The sequence below is a fragment of the Kitasatospora sp. NPDC002551 genome (assembly GCF_040296005.1).
GTDB lineage: Bacteria > Actinomycetota > Actinomycetes > Streptomycetales > Streptomycetaceae > Kitasatospora.
Genome location: NZ_JBEOWI010000065.1, coordinates 1 through 23,494 on the forward strand (window position 1 = coordinate 1; position 23,494 = coordinate 23,494).

Annotated in this window: 21 protein-coding genes and 1 tRNA gene; 13 read left to right on the forward strand and 9 right to left on the reverse strand. The window is 74.0% G+C overall.

The features are described from left to right. Positions 1–134: 134 nt before the first annotated feature. Both ABT093_RS34905 and ABT093_RS34910 read right to left on the reverse strand, forming a co-directional pair. Positions 135–725 (reverse strand): NUDIX hydrolase, encoded by a 591-nt coding sequence (locus ABT093_RS34905; RefSeq protein WP_350571184.1) that lies wholly within the window; start codon positions 723–725, stop codon positions 135–137. After that, complete coding sequence (locus ABT093_RS34910; protein WP_350571186.1) at positions 722–2,293, reverse strand: zinc-dependent metalloprotease; 1,572 nt, start codon at positions 2,291–2,293, stop codon at positions 722–724. The genes ABT093_RS34905 and ABT093_RS34910 overlap by 4 nt, the downstream gene beginning before the upstream one ends. A 209-nt stretch (positions 2,294–2,502) precedes the next feature. On the opposite strand from ABT093_RS34910, the gene ABT093_RS34915 reads away from it, so the two are divergent. From ABT093_RS34915 to ABT093_RS34930, 4 genes are all read left to right on the forward strand, one after another. Then, positions 2,503–3,651, forward strand: coding sequence for an NAD-dependent epimerase/dehydratase family protein (locus ABT093_RS34915; protein WP_502884384.1), 1,149 nt, complete (start codon positions 2,503–2,505; stop codon positions 3,649–3,651). A 115-nt stretch (positions 3,652–3,766) separates the two neighbouring features. Then, positions 3,767–4,207, forward strand: a complete 441-nt coding sequence (locus ABT093_RS34920; RefSeq protein ID WP_350571187.1) for a molybdenum cofactor biosynthesis protein MoaE — start codon at positions 3,767–3,769, stop codon at positions 4,205–4,207. Between the two features lie 184 nt (positions 4,208–4,391). Then, positions 4,392–4,580: a hypothetical protein gene (locus ABT093_RS34925; protein WP_350571189.1), complete on the forward strand. Its 189-nt coding sequence runs from the start codon at positions 4,392–4,394 to the stop codon at positions 4,578–4,580. A 66-nt stretch (positions 4,581–4,646) separates the two neighbouring features. Then, entirely contained in the window at positions 4,647–5,723 is a 1,077-nt protein-coding gene (locus ABT093_RS34930; RefSeq protein ID WP_350571190.1) for a YlbL family protein, read from the forward strand. Positions 5,724–5,753: 30 nt separating this feature from the next. Here ABT093_RS34930 and ABT093_RS34935 read toward each other — a convergent pair whose 3' ends face one another. Further along, positions 5,754–6,317 carry a PPA1309 family protein gene (locus ABT093_RS34935; RefSeq protein ID WP_350571191.1) on the reverse strand — a complete coding sequence of 188 codons (564 nt, stop codon included), beginning with the start codon at positions 6,315–6,317 and terminating at the stop codon, positions 5,754–5,756. Positions 6,318–6,548: 231 nt separating this feature from the next. On the opposite strand from ABT093_RS34935, the gene ABT093_RS34940 reads away from it, so the two are divergent. From ABT093_RS34940 to ABT093_RS34950, 3 genes are all read left to right on the forward strand, one after another. Beyond that, positions 6,549–9,536 carry a UPF0182 family membrane protein gene (locus ABT093_RS34940; protein WP_350571192.1) on the forward strand — a complete coding sequence of 996 codons (2,988 nt, stop codon included), beginning with the start codon at positions 6,549–6,551 and terminating at the stop codon, positions 9,534–9,536. Between the two features lie 67 nt (positions 9,537–9,603). Further along, positions 9,604–9,677: transfer RNA gene (locus tag ABT093_RS34945), tRNA-Met, on the forward strand. Positions 9,678–10,037: 360 nt separating this feature from the next. After that, positions 10,038–12,005 (forward strand): sel1 repeat family protein, encoded by a 1,968-nt coding sequence (locus ABT093_RS34950; RefSeq protein WP_350571194.1) that lies wholly within the window; start codon positions 10,038–10,040, stop codon positions 12,003–12,005. A 46-nt stretch (positions 12,006–12,051) separates the two neighbouring features. On the opposite strand, the gene ABT093_RS34955 is transcribed toward ABT093_RS34950, so the two are convergent. Next, positions 12,052–12,471, reverse strand: coding sequence for a Fur family transcriptional regulator (locus ABT093_RS34955; RefSeq protein WP_344336269.1), 420 nt, complete (start codon positions 12,469–12,471; stop codon positions 12,052–12,054). Positions 12,472–12,579: 108 nt separating this feature from the next. Here ABT093_RS34955 and ABT093_RS34960 point away from each other — a divergent pair, with 108 nt between their 5' ends. After that, positions 12,580–14,058, forward strand: a complete 1,479-nt coding sequence (locus tag ABT093_RS34960; RefSeq protein WP_350571196.1) for a catalase — start codon at positions 12,580–12,582, stop codon at positions 14,056–14,058. A gap of 136 nt (positions 14,059–14,194) precedes the next feature. On the opposite strand, the gene hisN is transcribed toward ABT093_RS34960, so the two are convergent. The 5 genes from hisN to ABT093_RS34985 all read right to left on the reverse strand — a co-directional run bounded on the left by hisN (position 14,195) and on the right by ABT093_RS34985 (position 18,660). Beyond that, a complete protein-coding gene (hisN, locus tag ABT093_RS34965; RefSeq protein ID WP_350571198.1) occupies positions 14,195–14,992 on the reverse strand; it encodes a histidinol-phosphatase in 798 nt (265 codons plus the stop codon). Between the two features lie 27 nt (positions 14,993–15,019). Further along, positions 15,020–15,343 (reverse strand): DMT family transporter, encoded by a 324-nt coding sequence (locus tag ABT093_RS34970; protein WP_350571200.1) that lies wholly within the window; start codon positions 15,341–15,343, stop codon positions 15,020–15,022. 129 nt (positions 15,344–15,472) lie between these two features. Continuing rightward, complete coding sequence (gene rsgA, locus ABT093_RS34975; RefSeq protein WP_350571202.1) at positions 15,473–16,528, reverse strand: ribosome small subunit-dependent GTPase A; 1,056 nt, start codon at positions 16,526–16,528, stop codon at positions 15,473–15,475. Between the two features lie 16 nt (positions 16,529–16,544). Next, positions 16,545–17,876: a 3-phosphoshikimate 1-carboxyvinyltransferase gene (gene aroA, locus ABT093_RS34980; RefSeq protein ID WP_350571204.1), complete on the reverse strand. Its 1,332-nt coding sequence runs from the start codon at positions 17,874–17,876 to the stop codon at positions 16,545–16,547. Between the two features lie 67 nt (positions 17,877–17,943). Continuing rightward, a complete protein-coding gene (locus ABT093_RS34985) occupies positions 17,944–18,660 on the reverse strand; it encodes a M50 family metallopeptidase (protein WP_350571206.1) in 717 nt (238 codons plus the stop codon). 136 nt (positions 18,661–18,796) lie between these two features. Between ABT093_RS34985 and ABT093_RS34990 the strand changes: the two genes are divergently transcribed. The 5 genes from ABT093_RS34990 to ABT093_RS35010 all read left to right on the forward strand — a co-directional run bounded on the left by ABT093_RS34990 (position 18,797) and on the right by ABT093_RS35010 (position 23,482). Then, positions 18,797–19,555: an SOS response-associated peptidase gene (locus tag ABT093_RS34990; protein ID WP_350571207.1), complete on the forward strand. Its 759-nt coding sequence runs from the start codon at positions 18,797–18,799 to the stop codon at positions 19,553–19,555. 133 nt (positions 19,556–19,688) lie between these two features. Continuing rightward, positions 19,689–20,348, forward strand: coding sequence for an alpha/beta hydrolase family protein (locus ABT093_RS34995; protein WP_350571208.1), 660 nt, complete (start codon positions 19,689–19,691; stop codon positions 20,346–20,348). A 248-nt stretch (positions 20,349–20,596) separates the two neighbouring features. Continuing rightward, positions 20,597–21,340, forward strand: coding sequence for a sigma-70 family RNA polymerase sigma factor (locus ABT093_RS35000; protein WP_380295037.1), 744 nt, complete (start codon positions 20,597–20,599; stop codon positions 21,338–21,340). After that, positions 21,337–21,708, forward strand: coding sequence for a mycothiol system anti-sigma-R factor (gene rsrA / locus ABT093_RS35005; RefSeq protein ID WP_350571209.1), 372 nt, complete (start codon positions 21,337–21,339; stop codon positions 21,706–21,708). The genes ABT093_RS35000 and rsrA overlap by 4 nt, the downstream gene beginning before the upstream one ends. A gap of 364 nt (positions 21,709–22,072) precedes the next feature. Beyond that, the gene (locus ABT093_RS35010) at positions 22,073–23,482 is read left to right on the forward strand and encodes an HD domain-containing phosphohydrolase (protein WP_350571211.1); all 1,410 of its coding nucleotides are present in this window, start codon (positions 22,073–22,075) and stop codon (positions 23,480–23,482) included. Positions 23,483–23,494: the final 12 nt, after the last annotated feature.

The window sequence follows — 23,494 nt, forward strand, 5'->3', positions numbered from 1 at the left end:
CCCGCTGCATCCCCTGCCCCCCCCGGCCCCCCCCACCCCACCACCCCCCCCCCCGGGGGTGGCCCGGCCCCCGGGGGGGGGCGGCCCCCTGTGTGGTCCGCGCCCCTCCCGTCGTCCGTACGCCGCCGAACGCCTCAGCCGGTGAGTTGCCGCGCGCGGGCGACGAGCTCGCGCACGGAGTGGTCGGTGAGCTCGGGCAGGTGGTCGTAGTCGAACCAGCGCAGGTCGAGCGACTCCTCGCTGATCAGCGCCTGGGCGCCGGGCGGGGCCACCGCGACGTACTGGACGTCGAGGTGGGTGTTCTCGGGCCGGTCCTTGCCGGTGCAGCGGACCTGGTGACGGTCGAGCTTGACGGGGACCGGCACGCCGTCGCGCCCGAGCAGGGTGAGCCCGGGGATGCCGGACTCCTCGGTGGCCTCGCGCAGCGCGGCCGAGGCGAGGTCCGGGTCACCGGGTTCGCAGTGGCCGCCCATCTGCAGCCACCGGCCGACCTTGGGGTGCAGGGTGAGCAGGACGCGCCCGCCGGCGGGGTCGACGACGGCGGCGCTGGCGGTGATGTGGGCGGGCAGGCAGGAGCGGTAGAGGCCCTCGGGCTGCTCGGCGAGGTGCCGCAGGTAGGAGAGCCGCAGCCGCTCCTGCTCGGGGTCGGCGGGCTGCCACTCGCCCAGGGCGCGGACGGCGTCGGCGTGCAGGGCGCCGGCGCGGTCCGTCTCGGTGGCCGTCATGCGGTGGGCTCGCCCTTCCCGTGCTCGTCGGTGCCGCTCTCGCCGTCGTCCTTGGTCAGGTCGGGCTTCCCGGTGCCGGTGCCCGGGCCGGTGCCCTGGGTCCCGCCGGCGGCGGCTTCGCCGAGCAGCTTGTCCAGGGCGTCGAAGTCGATGCCGCCCTCCAGGTCGCCGCTGCCCCGGTGCACGAAGGCGTCCGGGTCGTCGAGGTCGGCGGCGGTGGGCAGCATGTCGGGGTGCTGCCAGAGGTCGTCGCGGCCCTCGGTGCCGCGGGCGTCGGCGAGCAGCGCCCAGAGCCGGGCGGCGTCGCGCAGCCGGCGCGGGCGCAGTTCGAGGCCGACCAGGGTGGCGAAGGTCTGCTCGGCGGGCCCGCCGGCGGCGCGGCGGCGCCGGACGGTCTCGCGCAGGGCGCCGGCCTGCGGCAGGTGGGGCTCGGCGGCGGCGTGCACGACGGCGTCGACCCAGCCCTCGACGAGCGCGAGCGCGGTCTCCAGGCGGGCGAGCGCGGCCTTCTGCTCGGGGGTGTCCTCGGGCTGCAGCAGGCCGCCGGCGAGCGCCTCCTGGAGGGCCTCGGGGTTGCTCGGGTCGAGCTGGCCGACCAGCTCCTCCATCCGGGAGCTGTCGACCTTGATGCCGCGGGCGTAGGCCTCGACGGCGCCGAGCAGGTGGGCGCGCAGCCACGGCACGTGGGCGAAGAGCCGCTGGTGGGCGGCTTCGCGCAGGGCGAGGTAGAGCCGGACCTCCTCGGCGGGCACGCTGAGGCCCTCGCCGAACTCGGCGACGTTCTGGGGCAGCAGCGCGGCCTTGCCGGCGGGGGCGAGCGGCAGGCCGACGTCGGTGGAGCCGACGACCTCGGCGGCGAGGGCGCCGAGCGCCTGGCCGATCTGGGTGCCGAACATGGCGCCGCCCATGGAGCGCATCATGCCGAGCAGCGGGCCGGCCATGGCCTGCATCTCCTCGGGCAGGACGCCGCCCATGGCGTTGCCGACGCGCTCGGCGACCGGGTCGACGAGGTCCTTCCAGACCGGGAGGGTGGCCTCGATCCACTCGGCGCGGCTCCAGGCGACGGCGGTGCCGGCGCCGGAGGGGAAGCTGGTGACGCCGTCCAGCCAGAGGTCGGCCAGGCGCACGGCCTCGGCGACGGCGGAGCGTTCGGCGGCGCTGACCGAGCGGTCCTTGCTCTTGCCCTCGGCGGGCTCGGCGACGACGGTCTGCCGGGCGATGTCCTTGGCGAGGTCCCAGTTGACCGGTCCGCCCTCGAAGGAGAGCATCTGGCCGAGCTGCTGGAAGGCGGCGCCGAGGTCGTTGGGGTTGAGGCCGCCGAACATCGCGGCGAAGGGGTTGTCGCCGGCGCCGGGACCGCCCGCGCCGGGGGTGCCGGGCATGCCGGGCAGACCCATGCCGAAGAGGGCGCCGAGCGGGTTGCCGCCGGCGAAGCCGAAGGACTGCGGGCCGCCGGTCTGGCCGCCGCTCTCCTCCTTCTTCTTCTGGTCCTGGTCGTCGTCGGGCTTGGCCTTGCCGTCCTCGGGCTCCTCGGGCGGAACGCCGAATCCGAAGGGAAGGTCGCTCACGGGGTCCTCGATCCGGTCGGCCGTCATACGGGTGGTGGCGGTGAAGTCTGCGCGCCCGGGGCGGTCGGTGGAGTGGGGGACCCCCGGCCGGTGGGCGGCTCCGGTGCGGCTGGCCCGCGCCGGGTGCACCGCCGGGCCTCCGCCTCGGGCAGGATGGACGTACGTGACACACGTACGTACGCACATAAGCTAACCGTGGAGGATGGCCGGTGAGTTCCCCGCCCTCGGACGTTCGCTCTGGGCTGACCGGAGGAGAGGACGCCCCGGACATCACGGCGTCGCCGCCTCCAGCCTATGCCGGAAGACCGCTGACCGTGGCCGTCACAGGTGCCGCCGGGGTGCTCGGCGAGCGCGTCGCCGCCCGTCTGGTGGCCTCGCCGGGGGTGAAGCGGGTCCTGGCCGTGGACGACCGGCGCGGTGAGGTGCCGGGGGTGCAGTGGCGGGTCCTGGACGTGCGGGACCCGGCGGTCGCGGAGCGGCTGGCCGGGGTGGACGTGGTGGTCCACCTGGCGATGGACCTGGGCATGGAGTCGGACCCGCGGGCGCGCAGCGCCTACAACGTGCGGGGCGCGCAGACGGTGCTGACGGCGGCCGCGGCCGCCGGGGTGCACCGGGTGGTGCTGTGCACCTCGGCGATGGTCTACGGCGCGCTCGCGGACAACGAGGTGCCGCTCGCGGAGGACTCGGAGCTGCGGGCGACCGAGGAGGCCTCGCTGGTCGGGGACCTGCTGGAGATCGAGCGGCTGGCGCGGCGGGCGCCGCGGGCCCACCCGGGGCTGCAGGTGACGGTCCTGCGGCCCGCGGTGGTGGTGGGTCCCGGGGTGGACACGGTGCTGACCCGGCACTTCGAGGCCCCGCGGCTGCTGGTGGTGGCCGGTTCGCGCCCGTGCTGGCAGTTCTGCCACGTGGACGACCTGGCGGCGGCGCTGGAGTACGCGGCGCTCGGCCTGGTCGAGGGCGAGGTGACGGTCGGCTGCGACGGCTGGCTGGAGCAGGAGGACGTGGAGCGGCTGTCGGGGATCCGGCGGATGGAGCTGCCGGCCTCGCTGGCGCTGGGGACGGCGGCGCGGCTGCACCGGCTGGGGCTGACGCCGGCGCCGGCCGGGGACCTGGCGTACACGATGTACCCGTGGGTGGTGTCGGGCAGCCGGCTGCACGAGGCGGGCTGGCGTCCGGCGCACACCAACGAGGAGGTGCTGGCGGAGCTGCTGGCACAGGTGGCGGGCAAGCACGCGGTGGCCGGGCGGCGCCTGGGCGGCAAGGAGGCCGCGACCAGCCTGGGCGCGGCGGGGGCGACGGTGGCCCTGGTGGGCACCGCGGCGCTGGTGCGGCGGGCGCGCAGGCGGCGCCGGTTCTGAGCCGGGGCCCGTCCCGCGGTCCCGGCAGGGGCCGGCGGGACGGGCCCCGCGCCCGGGCGGCGGCCCCGGGCGCCTCCCGGGCCGCCGCCCGCCGGGGATGGGCCATCATGGGGGCATGCCGGAGAACCAGGACCCGATCCGCCTGCTCGCGATCCGCGACACCCCGCTCTCGCTCGACGAGGTGTACGAGGCGGTGGGCGACGACGCGGCCGGCGGGACGACCGTCTTCGTCGGGACGGTCCGCGACCACGACGGCGGCCGGCCGGTCTCCGTGCTGGAGTACAGCTGCCACCCGTCGGCGGAGCAGGAGCTGCGCCGGGTCGCCGAGAAGGTCGCCGCTGACTTCCCGGTCCGGGCGCTGGCCGCGGTGCACCGCGTCGGCCGGCTGGGGATCACCGACAAGGCCGTGATCGTCGCGGTGTCCTGCGCGCACCGCGGCGAGGCGTTCGCCGCGGCCCGTCGGCTGATCGACGACCTCAAGCACGAGGTGCCGATCTGGAAGCACCAGGTGTTCGCGGACGGCGGCGAGGAGTGGGTCGGCGCGGGCGACTGCTGAGCCCCCGTCGGAGCCCCGCGCCGCGCAGGCGCGCCGAACACTCACTCGAACGGGGGTGGGCCGGTGCGCCGGATACTCCCTGGAAGTGAGCCGATCGGCCGTGCCGTAACCCGGACGGCGCCCGCGGCGTTGTCCGCCGGGATGGTTAATCTGCTCATAGACACGACGAGCTGGGAGTACTGAGATGGCTGCGCTCGCCTGGTTGATCATTCCCTGCGTCGCCGCGGTGCTGGCCACCGTGTGGGCGGGATGGGCCCAGCGGGCCCCGAGGGCGACGGGGGACCCGGCCTCGCTGGCCGAGCACCAGCGGTTCATGGCCGCGATGGAACGCACCACCGCGGGCGGCGACCCGCGCGAACACCGGGAACGGTAGGGGCCGGAGCCCGGCGGGGACCGGCCCGCCGGGCGCGCCGTCACCCACGTCCCGTACTGTCGAGGCATGCCACGCCGCTCTGCGACGATGCTCGCCGCCACGCTGCTGCTCATAGCGCTGCTCTGCGCCTCGGTGCTGATGAAGGTGCCGTACACGGAGATGAGCCCGGGCCCGACGTACAACACGCTCGGGGTGCAGGAGAAGACGGGGACGCCGGTGATCACCGTCACCGGCCACGAGTCGTACCCGGCGAGCGGCAACCTCAACATGACGACCGTCCAGGTCACCGGCGCCAAGTACGAGCCGAGCCTGGTCAACGCGGTGGTCGGCTGGCTGCGCGACGACGTGCTGGTGGTGCCGCACGACAACGTCTACCCGAAGGGCCAGAGCGACGCCGACGCGAAGCGGCAGAACGCCGAGGAGTTCGCGCTCTCCGAGGACCACGCCCGCACCGCGGCGCTGAGCCAGCTCGGCATCCCGATGGGCAGCGAGCTGATCGTCCAGAGCGTCACCGCCGGCGCCCCGGCGGAGGGCCGGCTGCACGCGGGGGACCAGATCGTCGCGGTCGACGGCAACCCGGTCGCCGACGCGGAGGCGGTCGCCAAGGCCGTCACCCGGCACCAGCCCGGCGAGCCGGCGGTCTTCACCGTGGTGCCGCGGGTCAAGGAGGGCTCGGCCGAGCCCGGCGTGCGCACCGACATCAGCGTCCCGACCGTGAAGTCGCCGGACACCGGCGCCGCGATGGTCGGCATCCGCCCGGGCCTGCGGCACACCTACCCGTTCCGGATCGACATCGGGCTGCAGGACGTCGGCGGGCCCAGCGCGGGCCTGATGTTCTCGCTCGGCATCATCGACAAGCTGACCCCGGGCGACCTGACCGGCGGGCGGTTCGTGGCCGGCACCGGCACCATCACCGACGAGGGCGAGGTCGGCCCGATCGGCGGCATCGCGATGAAGCTGATCGCCGCCCGGGACGCGGGAGCCGAGTACTTCCTGGCCCCGGCGTCGAACTGCGCCGAGGCCGCCAAGAACACCCCGTCCGGGCTGCGCCTGGTGAAGGTGGAGACGCTGGACGGCGCGCTGAAGGCGCTGGAGCAGATCAGCTCCGGGCAGACCTCCGCGCTGCCGTCCTGCACCTCGTGACACCCGGCGGCGCCGGGCTCCGCGGGGGCCTCAGGAGAAGGTCGCCAGCAGCGCGTCGGTCAGGCCCGGCACCAGGTCGGGGCCGGTGAGCACCTCGCGGGCGGTGTCCTTGGAACGCAGCCGCAGCGCGATCTCCTTGCTGCCGTCGCGCAGCACGGCGGCGGTGATCCGCACCTCCTCGCGCTTGGGGTGATTGGCCACCCACTCGGCGAGCTGGGCGTCGCTGGCGTTGCGCGGGCGGGACTGCTCGGCGCCCGGCGGCAGCATCAGGCGCTCGACGACCAGCGCGCAGCCGGCCACCGCGCCGGGCCAGGCGATGGTGCCGAGGAACTTGTCCAGCTCCATGCCGGCGGGCAGCTCGTCCTGCTCGACCGGGGTGAGGCCGGGCTCGCCGCCGTCGGCGAGGCCGAGCTGCTCGGCGATGCGGGGGTCGGCCTTGCGCAGGGCGGCGCTGTCGACCAGGGCGAAGAGGCGGGCCGGGAGGTCCCAGCCGAGGGTGGCGGCGTATTCGTCGATCTCCAGGGCGGCCCGGGTCAGCGGGCTGCCAGCCGGGAGCGTGGAGACGTCGTCGGGGAGGTTGGATCCATCGGACATGCCTCAATCCTCACACGCCGGGCCGCCGCCGCGTCGCGCCCGCCGCTCCGCGGGCGGTGACGGCGCGGTGACGGCGCGGTCACGGTGCGGTGGCGGCGCGCGGCCGGGCCCGGGGGAGGGCTTGTCGTAACCGTCTGCTAACGGTGGGAACTCGGCCAAAGACTGGTTAAGTTGCACTGAAGACCGACCGACTCAAGACGACACAGCTGAGGTGCCACCGTGGTATTCCAGATGCCGGAACGCTCAGGGCCGGGGTTCCGGCGCAGGGTAGGCCCGCCCTCCCGGCGAGCGCGGGTGCTCCTGCTGACCCTGGGCGTGCTCGCGGTGCTCTTCCTGCTGTTCGTCATGTTCGCCGGGTTCTGGACCGACTGGCTCTGGTTCAGGTCGGTGCACTACTCGTCGGTCTTCACCACCCAGCTGTGGACGAAGATCGGCCTGTTCGCGGTGTTCGGCCTGCTGATGGCGGTGATCGTCGGCTTCAACGTGTGGCTGGCGCACCGGCTGCGGCCGCCGCTGTCGGCGATGTCGGTGGAGCAGCAGAGCCTGGACCGCTACCGCTCGGGCCTGGCGCCGTTCAAGCGCTGGGCGCTGCTCGGGGTCTCGCTGGTGATCGGCCTGGTGGCGGGCGCCGCGGCCTCGGGCCAGTGGCGGACCTGGCTGCTGTGGACGAACGGGACGCCGTTCGGCACCAAGGACCCGCAGTTCGGCAAGGACGTCTCGTTCTACGCCTTCGACCTGCCGTTCTACGAGTTCCTGCTGGGCTTCGCGTTCAGCGCGGTGATCGTCTCGCTGCTGACCTCGACGCTGGTGCACTACCTCTACGGCGGGCTGCGGCTGCAGGGGCCGGGGCGGCGGGCGAGCGTCGGCGCGCAGGGGCACCTGGCGGTGCTGCTGGGCGTGTTCGTGCTGCTGAAGGCGGTGGCCTACTGGCTGGACCGGTACGCGCTGGCGGTGAAGACCGGTACCTACAAGGGCGTGTCCGGCTGGACGGGCCTGCGGTACGTGGACGCCAACGCGTTCCTGCCGGCGAAGACGATCCTGTTCTTCGTCGCGGTGATCTGCGCGGTGCTGTTCTTCCTGACCCCGGTGCGCCGCACCTGGGCGCCGGCCCTGATCGGCCTGGGCCTGATGGTGCTGTCGGCGGTGCTGATCGGCGGGGTGTACCCGGCGATCGTGCAGCAGTTCCAGGTCAAGCCGAACGAGCAGGCCAAGGAGACGCCGTACATCCAGAAGAACATCGACGCGACGCGCGCGGCGTACGGGATCGCCGACAGCCAGGTGGTGCAGTACGAGCCGGCGAACGGGACGAACGCGGAGGCGATGAAGCCGGACGCGCAGACCATCTCGGACATCCGTCTGCTGGACCCCAACGTGGTCGGCCCGACGTTCCAGCAGAACGAGGCGCTGCGCAAGTACTACGCGTTCCCCAAGTCGCTGGACGTCGACCGCTACGGCGACCAGGACACCGTGCTGGGCGTGCGTGAGCTGGACCTCAACGGCATCCAGCGCAACTGGATCAACGACCACTTCAACTACACCCACGGCTACGGCGTGATCGCGGCCAAGGGCAACCAGGTGGACGCCAACGGCAACCCGGTCTACACCGAGTCGGCGCTGCCGACGAAGGGCGCGTTCGGCGACTACCAGCAGCGGATCTACTACGGCGAGAAGACGACGACGTACTCGATCGTCGGCGGCGGCTACCAGGACATCGACTACACCGCCGAGAACGGCACCCCGGTGCACTTCTCCTACGACGGCGACAGCGGTGTCGGGCTGGGCAACCCGCTGACCCGGGCCGCGTACGCGGTGAAGTTCGCCGAGCCGCAGATCCTCTACTCCAGCGCGATCCGGGACGGCGCGAAGATCATCTACGACCGCACCCCCAAGGAGCGGGTGGAGAAGGTCGCGCCGTGGCTGTCGATCGACGCCGACCCGTACCCGGTGGTCGAGAACGGCCGCGTGGTGTGGGTGCTGGACGGCTACACCACCTCGGACGGCTACCCGTTCTCGTCGAAGACGACGCTGGGCGACGTCACCAAGGACTCGCTGACCAACCAGCGCGGTGAGCTGCTGACCGCCGCGAACCAGGTCAACTACATCCGCAACTCGGTCAAGGCCACCGTGGACGCGTACACCGGTGAGGTGACGCTCTACCAGTGGGACGAGACCGACCCGGTGCTGAAGACCTGGATGAAGGCGTTCCCGGGCACGGTGAAGGCCAAGGGCGACATCCCGGAGGAGCTGAAGCCGCACCTGCGCTACCCGCAGGACATGTTCAAGGTGCAGCGCGACCTGCTCGCCGAGTACCACATGACCGACGCCGGCGGCTTCTTCAACGGCACGGACATCTGGCAGGTGCCGACCGACCCGACCACCAACACCAACGAGGTGCAGCCGCCGTACTACCTGACCGTCCGGATGCCGGACGCGCAGGAGGCGTCGTTCTCGCTCACCACGACCTTCTCGCCGCAGGGCCGGGACAACCTGGCCGCCTTCATGTCGGTCAGCGCCGACCCGGGCCCGGACTACGGGAAGATCCGGATCGCCAAGATCCCGACCGGCTCGGGGGCGCTCGGCCCCAAGCAGGTGCAGGCGAAGTTCAACTCGGACCCGCTGGTCGCCAACCAGCTGACCCTGCTGAAGACCGGCACCGACTCCGACATCGAGTACGGCAACCTGCTGACCCTGCCGGTCGGCGGCGGCCTGCTGAACGTCGAGCCGGTCTACCTCATCGGCCGCAGCGCCAAGGTGCCGGTGCTGAAGAAGGTGCTGGCGACGTACGGGAACGAGAACGCGGTCGTCGCGGTGGAGGACAACCTGGAGAAGGCGCTGGCCAAGGTGCTCGGCGGTGCGGTGACCGCGGCGCCGGTCACGCCCACGGCGCCCGGCACCACGCCCACCAGCCCCGCCAACCCGACCAGCCCGGGTACGCCGACGACCCCGACCACGCCGACGCCGGGGACCACGGTCTCGCCGGAGCTGGTGAAGGCGATCACCGACGTGCTGAAGGCGCAGAGCGACGTGGACGCGGCGCTGAAGGCCGGTGACTGGGTGGCCCTCGGCCAGGCCCAGAAGGCCCAGAGCGAGGCGGCCAAGGAACTGGCCGCGGCCCAGCAGAAGGCGGGGCTGAGCCCGTCGGCCGCTCCCTCGGCGAGCCCGTCGGGCAACCCGCCGCCGGCCGCGACCGCGTCGGCCCAGCCGAGCAGCGGCCCCTGAGCTGCGACGATCCCGAGGTAACCGATTTCGGTTCCACCCCGCGCCCGTGCTATGGTTTAACCATCGACGCGGGGTGGAGCAGCTCGGTAGCTCGCTGGGCTCATAACCCAGAGGTCGCAGGTTCAAATCCTGTCCCCGCTACTCAGTAGCACGAAGGCCCGGAGGATTCTTCCTCCGGGCCTTCGGCGTTTGCGCGGGCCGGCGGGCGGAGGCGCTCCGGTACCATCGAGCGTCGCCAAGGACGACGGCAGCAGCGGGGTTTGTGGGGGCCAAGTGTCGGGAAATCGACAAAGCGCCGAAGCAATTTCGTCGGCTTCGGATCCGCCCCGCCGAAATCGGCCGGGGCAGGTGTACGCGGGTTGCGGGTGATGCGACGATGGGACAGATGGGGGACGCCGCCCGGTTGCTGACCGGCCGTCGGGTCCGCGCGCTCCCCGTGGGGTCCCCCCGGCCCCGGGCCGGAGGACGACGCCGCGACACTCGGGGGGAGTGGGAGTCGGCATGAGGCTGATCGGCAGGAACGGGGCAGGGGCGAGGCCGGCGGCGACCACCGAGGCGGACACCGAGGCCTGGGCGGAGAGCCCCGAACGGCACCCCGGCGCCCTGCCCGCCCAGCGCACCAGCGGCCTGGCCGAGCGCCGTCCGGCCGGCGGCTGGGGCCCGGACTCCCTGGTGCACGTCCCGGCCGGCGGCCTCGCCGCGCCCGGCGTCCGCGGCGTCCCCTCCGACGGGACCACCGTCCCGGGCGTGGAGAGCGACACCGGCTTCGACTCGGCGAGCTTCGAGACCGCGCTCGCCGCCCGCGAGCAGGCCGCCCTGGAGGCCCGGCACCGGCGCGCCGCCGACGACGGCGACCCGGACGCCGCCGCCCGGCTCGGCACCCTGCTGCTGCGCCGCGGCGACCTGGAGGACGCCGAACCGTACCTGCGCGCCGCCGCGGCGGCCGGACTGCGCGCCGCCGCCAACAACCTGGGCGTGCTGCTGCACCAGCGGGGCCACCGGGCCGAGGCCGCCCAGTGGTGGCGGCAGGCGGCGGTGGCCGGCAGCGCGCCCGCCGCCCACGCGCTCGGCCTGCAACTGCGCGACCAGGGCGAGGAGGAGGCCGCCGAGTACTGGCTGCACTTCGCCGCCGACCACGGCCACCCGCTGGGCGCCTACGCGCTGGGCGACCTCATGGAGCACCGCAGGGACGTGCGCGCCGAGCGCTGGTTCAAGGTGTCCGCGGACGCCGGGCACCGGGAGGCCGCCTACCGGCTGGCCCGGATGCGCGAGGCGGCCGGGGACAAGGAGACCGCCGAGGCCTGGTACCGGATCGCGGCCGCCCGCAGCCACGCCCGCGCCGCGCTGCGCCTGGGCGTGCTGCTGGAGGACCGGGCCGGCGGCGAGCAGACGCTGCTGGACGAGGCGGCCCGCTGGTACCGGCAGTCGGCCCAGAACGGCGAACCGCGGGCCGCCTGCGCGCTGGGCTACCTGCTGCGCGACGGCGGGGACCTCGCCTCGGCAGCCGAGTGGTGGCAGGAGGCCGCCGAGGCGGGCGACGGCAACGCGGCCAACGCGCTGGGCGCGCTGCACGCCTCGCGCGGCGAGGCCGCCGAGGCCGAGCGCTGGTACCGCAGCGCGCTGGAGGCCGGCGACCAGAACGGCGCCTTCAACCTGGGCCTGCTGTGCGCCGGCGCGGGCCGCGACCAGCAGGCCGAGCAGTGGTACCGCCGGGCCGCGTACGCCGGGCACCGGGAGGCGTGCAACGCGCTGGCCGTGGTGCTGCTGCAGCGGGGCGACGAGTCCGGCGCCGAGCCGTGGTTCTCCAAGGCCGCCGAGGCGGGCAGCGTGGACGGCGCGTTCAACCTGGGCGTGCTGCACGCCGGGCGCGGCGAGCAGCGGCAGGCGCAGGAGTGGTACGCGCGCGCCGCCGCGGAGGGGCACGGCGAGGCGGCGCTGCAACTGGCCGTGGTGCAGGAGCAGCGCGGCAACGCGGCGGGCGCGCTGGAGCGCTACCGGCAGGCGGCGGCGGGCGGTTCGGCGGAGGGCGCGTTCCGGCTGGCGTCGGTGCTGGACCGGCGCGGCGACGCGGACGCGGAGGCCGAGCACTGGTACGCGGCGGCGGCGGACGCCGGGCACCGCCGGGCGCAGGTGCGGATGGGCGTGCGGGCGGCCGAGCGCGGGGCGCTGGCGATCGCGGAGAGCTGGTACCGGCGGGCCGCGGAGGCGGGCAGCCGCAGCGCGGCGTTCAACCTGGGGCTGCTGCTGGCCCGGCAGGACAGCGAGGCCGAGGCGATGCTCTGGTACACCCGGGCGGCGGACGCCCGCCACGGGCGGGCGGCGCTGCGCCTGGCACTGCTGGCGCTGCGCCGCGGCGAGCCGGTGCTGGCGGAGGGCTGGTGCCGCCGCGCCGCCGACTACGGCCCGGCGGAGGTCGCCGAACGCGCCGGCCGCCTGCTCGGCGCCCTCCACGCGGAACTGAGCGCGTAGCCGGGCGCCGCTTCGGCGGTGGCGGTGCCGTGCGGGGGCCGGCGGGTCAGGAGCCGGTGGAGCAGTCCGGACAGAGGCCGCGGTAGGTGATCTCGGCGCCGGAGAGGGTGAAGCCGAAGCGCTCGGAGGCGGGCAGGGCGGCCAGCGGGTCGCCCTGGGGGTGGACGTCGCGGATGGCGCCGCAGCCGTAGCAGACCAGGTGCTGGTGCGCGTGGTGGGCGTTGGGGTCGTAGCGCTTGGCGCGGCCGTCGGTGGCGACCTCCAGCACCTCGCCGAGGCCGACGAGTTCACCGAGCGTGTTGTAGACGGTGGCGCGGCTGATCTCGGGCAGGCGCTCGACCGCGCGGGCGTGTACCTCGTCGGCGGTCAGGTGGACGTGCTCGCCGTCGAGGACCTCCGCCACGACCCGGCGCTGGGAGGTCAGCCGCCATCCCCGTCCGCGAAGTCTCTCCAGCAGGTCACTCATGGTCCCAGGGTAAGTGACACTCCGAGATTGGTTCCAGTGTTGACTTAGACAAAGTCCAAGTTAGGATCGATTCGTCATCACGACCGGATCACGCGGAGGCCCCCTCACATGAGTACCCAGGACGAGCTGCGCCCCACCCTCACCACGGAGGCGGGTGCCCCCGTCGCCGACAACCAGAACACCGAGACCGCCGGCGTCGGCGGTCCGGCGCTGATCCAGGACCAGCAGCTCTTCGAGAAGCTCGCGCACTTCAACCGCGAGCGCATCCCGGAGCGGGTGGTGCACGCCCGCGGCGCCGCCGCCTACGGCACGTTCACGGTGACCGCCGACGTGACCGCCTACACCCGGGCCGCGTTCCTCTCCGAGGTCGGCAAGCAGACCGAGACCTTCCTGCGCTTCTCCACCGTCGCCGGCAACCTCGGCTCGGCGGACGCGGTGCGCGACCCGCGCGGCTTCGCGCTGAAGTTCTACACCGAGGAGGGCAACTACGACCTCGTCGGCAACAACACCCCGGTGTTCTTCATCAAGGACGCCACCAAGTTCCCGGACTTCATCCACACCCAGAAGCGGGACCCGTACACCGGCTCGCAGGAGGCGGACAACGTCTGGGACTTCTGGGGCCTGTCGCCCGAGTCCACCCACCAGGTGACCTGGCTGTTCGGCGACCGCGGCATCCCGGCGTCCTACCGCCACCTGAACGGGTACGGCTCGCACACCTACCAGTGGCAGAACGAGGCCGGCGAGTACTTCTGGGTGAAGTACCACTTCAAGACCGACCAGGGGATCAGGAACCTCACCCAGGACGAGGCCAACAAGCTCGCCGGCGAGGACCCGGACAGCCACCAGCGCGACCTGCGCGAGGCCATCGAGCGCGGCGAGTTCCCGAGCTGGACGGTGCAGGTCCAGATCATGCCGGCCGCGGACGCGGCGAACTACCGCTTCAACCCGTTCGACCTGACCAAGGTCTGGCCGCACGCCGACTACCCGCCGATCGAGATCGGCAAGCTGGAGCTCAACCGCAACCCCGACAACATCTTCGCCGAGGTCGAGCAGTCGATCTTCTCGCCGGCGCACTTCGTGCCGGGCATCGGCCCGTCCCCGGACAAGATGCTGCAGGGCCGTCTGTTCGCCTACGCGGACGCCCACCGCTACCGCGTCGGCATCAACGCCGACCACCTGCCGGTCAACCGCCCGCACGCCACCGAGGCGCTCAACAACCACCGGGACGGCCACCTCTACGACGGCCGGCACGGGCGCCGCAAGAACTACGAGCCGAACAGCTTCGGCGGCCCGGTGCAGACCGGCCGCCCGCTGTGGGCGTCGACCCCGGTCGACGGCGCCACCGGCAGCCACGAGGCGCCCTCGCACGCCGAGGACAACGACTTCGTGCAGGCCGGCGACCTCTACCGGCTGATGGGCGAGGACGAGCGGGAGCGCCTGATCGGCAACCTGTCCGGCTTCATCGCCAAGGTCTCGGCCGACCGCGACGACATCGTCGAGCGGGCGGTCGACAACTTCCGCAAGGCCGACGCCGACTTCGGCCGGCGCCTGGAGACGGCGGTGCGCGAGCTGCGCAAGCAGCAGTGACGCACCGCGCCCACGGGGCCCGGTGAGGGGCCCCGATGAGCAGCGGGCCCCGAGTGCCGCCGGAGAACCGGCACTCGGGGCCCGCACCACGTGAGGGGGGCTCCTGGAAGGGGCCCCGGGCGCGTCGGGGGAGGAATCAGACGCTCAGGCGGCGCAGCGCCTCGTCGTGCAGCAGGCCGTTGGAGGCGACGGCGTCGGCGCCGCCCGGGCCCGGGACGCCGTCCAGGCCGGTGAAGCGGCCGCCGGCCTCCTCGACGATGATGCAGTTCGCCGCCATGTCCCACAGCGACAGCTCCGGCTCGGCGGCGATGTCCACCGCGCCCTCGGCGACCATCATGTAGGACCAGAAGTCGCCGTAGGCGCGGGTGCGCCAGCACGCCCGGGTGAGGTCCAGGAACGGGTCGAGGCGGCCGCGCTCCTCCCAGCCGCTGAGCGAGGAGTAGGAGAAGGACGCGTCCTCGATCCGCGAGACGCCGGAGACCTGGATCCGGGACGCCTTGGCGAGGCTGCGGCCGGCGAACGCGCCGAGGTCCTTCGCGGCCCACCAGCGGCGGTTGAGCGCGGGGGCGGAGACCATGCCGACGACGGGGCGCTCGACGCCGTCCGGGCCGTCCTCCAGCAGCGCGATCAGGGTGGCCCAGACCGGGACGCCGCGGATGTAGTTCTTGGTGCCGTCGATCGGGTCGATCACCCAGCGGCGCGGCCCCGAGCCCTGCAGCCCGAACTCCTCGCCGAGCACCGCGTCGCGCGGGCGGGCCCGCTGCAGGACGCTGCGCACCAGCTCCTCGGCGGCCTTGTCGGCGTCGCTGACGGGGGTCAGGTCGGGCTTGGTCTCGACCCGCAGGTCGAGCGCCTTGAAACGCTCCAGGGTGACCGAGTCGGCCGAGTCGGCGAGGACATGGGCGAGTCGGAGGTCGTCGTGGTAATCGGCCATGGTCGAAACCCTAGCGGTCCGGTCCGCTCAGTGGGTGGATCCGCTGAGCTGGAGGCCGATGACCCCGGCGACGACCAGGGAGATCGAGACGAGCTTGAGCACCGAGGTGGACTCGTCGAGGAAGAGCATCCCGTAGATCGCGGTGCCGGCGGCGCCGATGCCGGTCCACACCGCGTAGGCGGGGCCGACCGGGAGGGTCTTCAGGGAGAGGGTCAGCAGGCCGAAGCTGCCGAGGGCGAAGACGCAGAAGCTGATGGTGGGCCACAGCTTGGTGAAGCCCTCGCTGAGCTTGAGGTTGATCGCGAAGCCGGTCTCCAGCAGGCCGGCCAGGATCACCAGGGCCCATGCCATCGCGTGCTCTCCCTGTCGGTCGGCGGGATCGGTCGGCGGGCCGGGCCGTGATCCGACCCGACTTTCCTATGATCACCACGAGAGGGCGCTCCGACACCTCGAATGCCCAAACCGGTCCGGCGGCGGCCGTCAGTCGCCCTCGCGGGCCTCCTTGCTGGCCAGCAGGCGGCGCAGCGAGTAGAGCCGCGCCGGGTCGGCGTGACCGTCGGCCACCCAGGCGTCCAGCGCGCAGTCCGGCTCGTCGTGGCTGCACGCGCGCGGGCAGTCCTCGGTGCCGGGCTCCAGGTCCGGGAAGGCGAGGATGACCCGGGACGGGTCGATGTGCGACAGGCCGAAGGAGCGGAAGCCGGGCGTGTCGATCACCCAGCCGGCGTTCAGCGCCTTCTTCGAGCCGGGCTTCGCGCCGGGCGGCGGCGGCAGCCGCAGCGCGAGCGCCGAGACGGTGGTGTGCCGGCCGCGGCCGGTGACGGCGTTGACGTGGCCGGTGATCCGCTGCCGCTCCGGGACGAGGGCGTTGACCAGGGTGGTCTTGCCGACGCCGGAGTGGCCGATGAACACCGTGCGCAGGCCGCGCAGGTGCTCCCGGACGGCCTCGGCGCCGGCGGTCTCCAGCTCGTCGCGGCGGGTCACGACGTACTGGATGCCGAGCGGCGCGTAGGACTCCAGCACGGGCGCGGCCGGGGCCAGGTCGGCCTTGGTGAGGACGAGCAGCGGCTCCATGCCCGCGTCGTAGGCGGCGACCAGGCAGCGGTCGATCAGCCGGGGCCGCGGCTCCGGGTCGGCCAGCGCGGTGACGATGGCGAGCTGCTCGGCGTTGGCGACCACGATCCGCTCGTAGGGGTCGTCGTCGTCCGCGGTGCGCCGCAGCACCGAGCTGCGCTCCTCGACCCGGACGATCCGGGCCAGGGTGTCGGCGTCCCCGGAGAGGTCCCCGACCAGGGAGACGGTGTCACCGACGACGACGCCCTTGCGGCCCAGCTCGCGGGCCTTCATGGCGACGACCTCGTGCTCCTGCTTGGTGCCCGGGTCGACCAGGCAGGTCAGCCGGCCGCGGTCGACGGTGAGCACCATCGCCTCGGCGGCGTCCTCGTGCTTGGGCCGGATCCGGGTCCGCGGCCGGGAGCCCCGGCGGGCGGGGCGGTTGCGGATGTCGTCCTCGTCGGCGTCCTTGCCGTAGCGGCGCATGTGCCCAGTCTCCCGCTCAGCCGCCCGCCACCGGTCCGGCGAGCAGCTCGTCCCACATGGCGGGGAAGTCCGGCAGGGTCTTGGCGGTGGTGGCCACGTTCTCCACCTGGACGCCGGGCACGGCGAGGCCGATCACCGCGGCGGCGGTGGCCAGGCGGTGGTCCTCGTAGCTGTGGAAGACGCCGCCGGTCAGCTTGCGCGGGCGGATCCGCAGGCCGTCCTCGGTCTCGCTGACGTCGCCGCCGAGGCCGTTGATCTCCTTGGCGAGGGCGGCCAGCCGGTCGGTCTCGTGCAGCCGCAGGTGGGCGATGCCGTAGAGGTGCGACTCGGAGTCGGCGAGGGCGGCGACCGCGGCGATCACCGGGGTGAGCTCGCCGACGTCGTGCAGGTCGGCCTCGATGCCGTGGATCCGGCCGGTGCCGGTGAAGCGCAGGCCCTCCTCGGTGAACTCGCAGCTGCCGCCCATCCGGGTGTAGAGGTCGCGCAGCTGGTCGCCGGGCTGGGTGGTGTGCTTCGGCCAGTCGCGGACGGTGACCCGGCCGCCGGTGACCAGGGCGGCGGCGAAGAACGGCGCGGCGTTGGAGAGGTCGGGCTCGACCACCAGGTCGCGGCCGAGCAGGGCGCCCGGGGTGACCCGCCAGACGTCCTTCTCGCCGCCGTCCTCGGGGGCGTCGACCTGGACGCCGGCCAGCCGCAGCATGTCGACGGTCATCCGGATGTGCGGCAGCGAGGGAACGGGGCCGCCGACGTGCCGGACCTCGACGCCGTTGTTGTAGCGGGCGCCGGAGAGCAGCAGCGCGGAGACGAACTGGGAGGAGGCGGAGGCGTCCAGCTCGACGGCGCCGCCGTCGAGGGCACCGCTGCCGTGCACGGTGAGCGGGAAGGCGCCGCGTCCGCCGTCGTCGATCCGGGCGCCGAGCGCGCGCAGGGCGTCGATGACGCCGTGCTGGGGGCGCTCGTGGCTGCGCGGGTCGCCGTCGAAGTGGACCGGGCCGTCGGCGAGGACGGCCAGCGGGGGCAGGAAGCGCATGACGGTGCCGGCGTTGCCGACGTCGACCGAGGCGGGGCCGCGCAGCACGGGGGCGGGGATGACCCGCCAGGCCTCGCCGCCGCCGGTGCCGCCGGTGTCGTTGTTGACCTGCTCCTCGATGGTGACGCCGAGGGCGCGCAGGCCGTCGGCCATCAGCTGGGAGTCGCGGCTGCGCAGCGGGCGGCGCACCCAGCCGGGGCCGTCGGCGAGTGCCGCCAGGAGCAGGGCACGGTTGGTGACCGACTTGGAGCCGGGGATGGTGACGGTGGCGTCCACGGGGGTGGTCGCGACGGGGGCGGGCCACAGGGTCTCGGTCATGGGCCCAAGTCTAGGGGCCGTGTGAGAACCGTCCTGCTACGCGCAGCCCGTCCCGGTGCCGGGGGCGTCAGAGCGGGCGCAGCAGCCAGCTCGTGCCGAGGGCGAGGGCGGCGAGGGCGGTGATCAGGAAGAGCGCGGTCCAGGCGAGGCCGGGGACGCCGGTGAGGCGGGCGAGCTGGTCGGCGTCGGAGTCGTGGCCCTGGCCGTGCCGGCGCTGCCGCTGGAGTTCGAGGACCGGGCGGACGGCGCCGAGGAGCAGGAACCAGGTGCCGAGGTAGGCGAAGCCGGCCTGGACCTCGGGGGAGCCGAACCAGGAGACGAGGAAGAAGGCGCCGCCGGCGAGCAGCACGGTGAGGAAGCCGAAGGCGTTGCGCACGCGCACGAGCAGGGCGAGCAGCAGGGCGATGGCGAGCCACAGCAGCAGGGTGACGCGGTCGGCGGCGAGCAGGGCGGCGCAGCCGAGGCCGAGCAGGGCGGGGGTGGTGTAGCCGGCGGCGAGGGTGAGGAGCCAGCCGGGGCCGGTGGCGCGGCCGTAGGAGACGGTGAGGCCGGAGGTGTCGGAGTGCAGCCGGATGCCGGCGAGCCTGCGGCGGGTGGCGAGGGCGGCGAGGCCGTGGCCGCCCTCGTGGGCGATGGTGATGGCGCCCCGGGCGATCCGCCACAGCGGATGGGCGAGGACGGTGAGCAGGGCGGCGGCGCCGGTGGCGAGCACGAGCCAGCCGGGCGGTGCGGGCTGGGTGCCGGTGACGGCGGTCCACAGCTCGTCGAGGGTCCTGGCGTCCATGGTTCTCCTCCGCCTCGGTTCGGTCGGCCGTCTCTCCCGGGGTGGCAGCCTGCCACGGGAAGGACGGCGGGCCGGGGGCGGGTGGTTCTGGCGGACGGCGCCACGGGGGCGGGCGGGGTCGTGGCAAGCTGACCGCATGTGTGGTCGCTTCGCCGCGAGTAGCAGGCCCGAGGACATCGTCGAGCTGTTCGGCGTCGAGCAGTGGGATCCGGCCGAGACGCTGGACCCGAGCTGGAACGTCGCGCCGACGCAGAGCGCCTTCGTGGTGCTGGAGCGGCTGGCGAAGGGCGCGGTGGAGCCGGTGCGCCAGCTGCGGGTGCTGCGCTGGGGACTGGTGCCGCAGTGGGCGAAGTCGCCGGAGACGGCGGTGAAGATGATCAACGCCCGGTCGGACACGGTGCACGAGAAGCCGGCCTACCGGCAGGCCTTCGCCTCGCGCCGGTGCGTGCTGCCGGTGGACGGTTATTACGAGTGGCAGACGGTGCCGGGGGAGCGCGGGAAGGCGCGGAAGAAGCCGTTCTTCGTGTCCCGGGCGGACGGCAGCCCGCTGGCGCTGGCGGGGCTGTACGAGTTCTGGCGCAACCGGGCGGTGCCGCCGGACCACCCGGAGGCCTGGCTGGTGACGTTCACGGTCGTGACGACGGAGGCGGAGGAGCTGCTGGCGCCGATCCACGAGCGGATGCCGCTGTTCCTGGACCCGGGGTCGTTCGACGCCTGGCTGGACCCGGGGCTGGACGACAGCGGGTCCGAGGAGCTGCGGCGGCTGCTGATACCGCCGCCGCCGGGGGCGCTGCGGGTGACGCCGGTGTCGCCGGACGTCGGCAGCATCCGCAACAACCACGCCGGGCTGACCGAGCCGTACACCGAGGTGGAGTACGAGACCACGCTGTTCTGACCCGCGTCGGGCACCATCGGGTACCGCCGGGCACGACAGAGCACCGCCGGGCACGACAGAGCACCGCCGGGCACGACCGGGCACGACCGGGCACGACCGAGCACGACCGAGCACGACCGAGAGGACCGCAGCCGTGACCGCCGCGAAACCCGCCCCCGTCACCACGGAGCCGGTGCCCACGCCCGCCGGGGACGCCCGGATCACCCTGCACCCGGCCCCCGCCCCGAAGGCGGTGCTGGCGCTGGGGCACGGCGCCGGCGGCGGCATCGAGGCCCGGGACCTGGCGGCGCTGGCCGCCGCCCTGCCGGCCCGGGGCGTGTCGGTCGCACTGGTGGAACAGCCCTGGCGGGTGGCGGGGAAGAAGGTGGCGCCCGCGCCGCGGACGCTGGACGCCGGCTGGCTGCCGGTGGCCGAGCGGCTGACCGGGGCGGGTCTGCCGCTGGTGGTGGGCGGGCGCAGCGCCGGGGCGCGGGTGGCCTGCCGGACCGGGGCGGCGAGCGGGGCGGTGGGGGTGCTGGCGCTGGCGTTCCCGCTGCACCCGCCGGGCAGGCCGGAGAAGAGCCGGGCCGACGAACTGCTCAGCTCGGGGCTGCCGACGCTGGTGGTGCAGGGGCCGGCCGATCCGTTCGGCGGGCCGGCGGAGTTCCCGGAGCTGCCGGCCTCGCACGAACTGCTGGCGCTGCCGGCCGGCAACCACGGGTTCGAGGTGCCGAAGCGGGCCGGGCTGGGGCAGCAGGAGCTGCTGGACCTGGTGGTCTCGGCGGTCGGGGACTGGGTGCTGCGGCTGGTGTGAGCCGGGCCACCGGGGACCGGGAATGCGGAGGGGACCCTCGTGGTTGAAGCGGTCGTCAGCTGAAGTCCCGGTGGAAGGCAGGGCAGATGGGTTCGATCGCGTGCCCCGAGCGGCCGGAGGAGCGCGAGGCCGCGTCGGCGTTCGCTCCCTCCTGGTCGGACTGGCTTGTCGCGGGCGAGAAGCCCGTCAGCCCTATATCCTCCCTTTCGGGGCGGCCCGCGGTGGGCCGTGTCCGTCATGCCGAGGAGGTGGGTCCGGTCGTCGGGACCGAGCACGAGGCCGAGCCGGGCCGGGGCCCGGAGGAGGGCCTGCCCGCGGGCGAGGCGCTCACCGGTGAGGAGCTGGCCGAGGCGATCGGTGAGGACACCTTCCGGGTGTCGGCGGAGGAGACCGAGGAGGCCCGGCGGGAGCGCTTCGAGCGCGACGCCCTGGGCTACCTGGATCCGATGTACTCGGCCGCGCTGCGGATGACCCGCAACCCGGCCGACGCGGAGGACCTGCTGCAGGAGGCGTTCGCCAAGGCGTACGCGTCGTTCCACCAGTTCCGCGAGGGCACCAACCTCAAGGCGTGGCTGTACCGCATCCTCACCAACACCTTCATCAACTCGTACCGCAAGAAGCAGCGGGAGCCGCAGCGCACCGCCGCCGAGGAGATCGAGGACTGGCAGCTGGCCAGGGCCGAGTCGCACATGTCGACCGGTCTGCGCTCGGCGGAGACCCAGGCCCTGGACCACCTCCCGGACAGCGATGTGAAGGACGCCCTCCAGGCCATCCCGGAGGAGTTCCGCATCGCCGTCTACCTCGCGGACGTAGAGGGCTTTGCGTACAAGGAGATCGCGGACATCATGGGTACTCCCATCGGTACGGTGATGTCCCGGCTGCACCGCGGCCGTCGTCAGTTGCGCGGCATGCTGGAGGATTACGCCCGTGAGCGCGGGCTGGTCCCGGCCGGCAGCGGGGCAGGGCAGGAAGCGAAGGGCTCGGGCTCATGAGCTGCGGCGATCCGCACGACACCGAGTGTGGCGAGGTCCTCGACCACCTCTACGAATTCCTCGACAACGAGATGGCCGAGGGCGACTGCGCCAAGCTGCGCGTGCACTTCGAGGAGTGCTCGCCGTGCCTGAAGCAGTACGGACTGGAGCAGGCGATCAAGGCGCTGATCAAGCGTTCCTGCGGCTGCGACGACACCCCGGCGGACCTGCGCGGCAAGGTGCTGGCCAGGATCGACTCGATCCGGGCCGGGCAGCGGTCGGGCGAGGCGGTGGTGATCGCGGTCGAGACGACGGTCGAGGTGCACGCCGAGGCGGCCGGTGAGCCGGCCGGACCGGGCCGTGCCGCGGAGGCGGCGGCCGGGACGTAGCGCGCGGGTGCGCCGGACGGCGCACACCGGACGACGGACCCGGAAGGCCCCGGGAGCGGATGCTCCCGGGGCCTTCGTATGCCCGCATCCGTCCCGTCCGTGGCATACCGTCACTCGTTCGAGTGAGATGGCGGTGTGCCAGCAGCGGCATTGCGCGATCACGCGTCCCCGTACGGGAGAGGCGTCCTATCCTCCTGACGGACGCTCACCACCGCCCGTCCGCCGCCGATCGGGCGCGCCCGGGCGGCCGGCGGACCCGGACGACGGGCCAGGGCGGAGCGGGCCAGCACGCGGGGAGGTCGACATCGCTATCGACAGTGGAGACACGGACCTGCCGCCGGCCGCCGCGCGCTACCTCGTGGCCGTGCCGGTGGCGGCGGTCTGCTGCCTGCTGCCGCTGCTGCCGTTACCCGCCCCGGCGGCCGCGGCGCACTGGCTGGGCGCCCCGGTGGACTGGCCGAAGGTCGGGCTGCTGGCCTTCCTGCACGCCTGCTGGGAGTCGCTCGCCCAGGGCCTGTCGACGCCCTGCCTGCGGGTGGCGCGGCTGCTGCTGCGCCGCCCGCCGCTGCGCGCCCGCCGGCCGGTGCGGCCCGGCGTCAACGCGTTCTTCCCGGTGCTGTTCGCCGGGGTGCTGATGCTGCCGCCGGCCGCCGCCGGGCTGGTCGCCGTCCCGGCGGCGCTGCTCGGGGTCGCGGGCGCGGACGGCCGGCGGCGCCAGGTGTGGAACGGCGCGCAGCTCGCGCTGTCCGCCTTCGCCGCCTCCGCGGTGTTCCACCTGCTGGCCGGGCCGCAGCTGCTGCTCGGCTCGCGGTTCCCCGCCGCGCTGCTGCCCGCGTTCGCCGCGCTCGGCGCGTTCTGCCTGGTCAACGGCGCCCTGGTGGGCGGTATGCGGGCGCTGGCGGAGGGCCGGCGCGGTGCCTGCGCCGCGCCGGGCCTGCCGGTGCTGGTGCACGCGGCGGGCGGGCTGATGCTCGCCGTGCTGTGGCAGGGGCCGTACGGCGCGTTCGCGGCCCTGCTGGCCCTGCTGCCGCTGACCATCTCGGCGTGGGTGTTCGCCCAGGGCCACCGGGAGCGCGACGCCCACCGGGCGACCGTCCAGGCGCTGGTCCAGGCGGTGGAGATCAAGGACGCCTACACCCGCGGTCACAGCGAACGGGTCGGCCGGGCGGCGGTGCTGATCGCCGATCAGCTGGGTATGGAGGCCGAGCGGCTGCGCACCCTGCGGTACGCGGGGATCCTGCACGACGTCGGCAAACTCGGCGTCGCCACCGAACTGTTGCGCAGAAACGGTCCCCTCACCGAGGCGGAGCGCCGGGCCGTCGAGGTGCACCCGGTGCACGGGTACGAGCTGGTGCGCGGGATCGCCTTCCTCGGCGAGGCGCACGCCGGGATCCTGCACCACCACGAGCGGATGGACGGCCGCGGCTACCCGGCCGGGCTGGCCGGTGAGCAGATCCCCGAGTTCGCCCGGATCATCTCGGTCGCCGACGCCTTCGACTCGATGACCTCCACCCGCTCCTACCGGCGCGGCCGGCCGGTCACCGAGGCGGTCGCCGAACTGCAGCGCTGCTCGGGCAGCCAGTTCGACCCGGTGATGGTGCGGGCGCTGGTGGACGCGCTGGCGGTGCACGACTGGCAGCCGGTGCTGCCGTCGTCCCCGGACTGCGTCAAGGGGGTGCCGGACATCCCGCTCGGCGTCCCCGAACCGGCCCGGGCGGCGCCGCGCGGGGTACCCGCCCAGGGCGGCGGCGTACCGACGGCAGGGTCGTCGTGAGCGCGCGGCGGG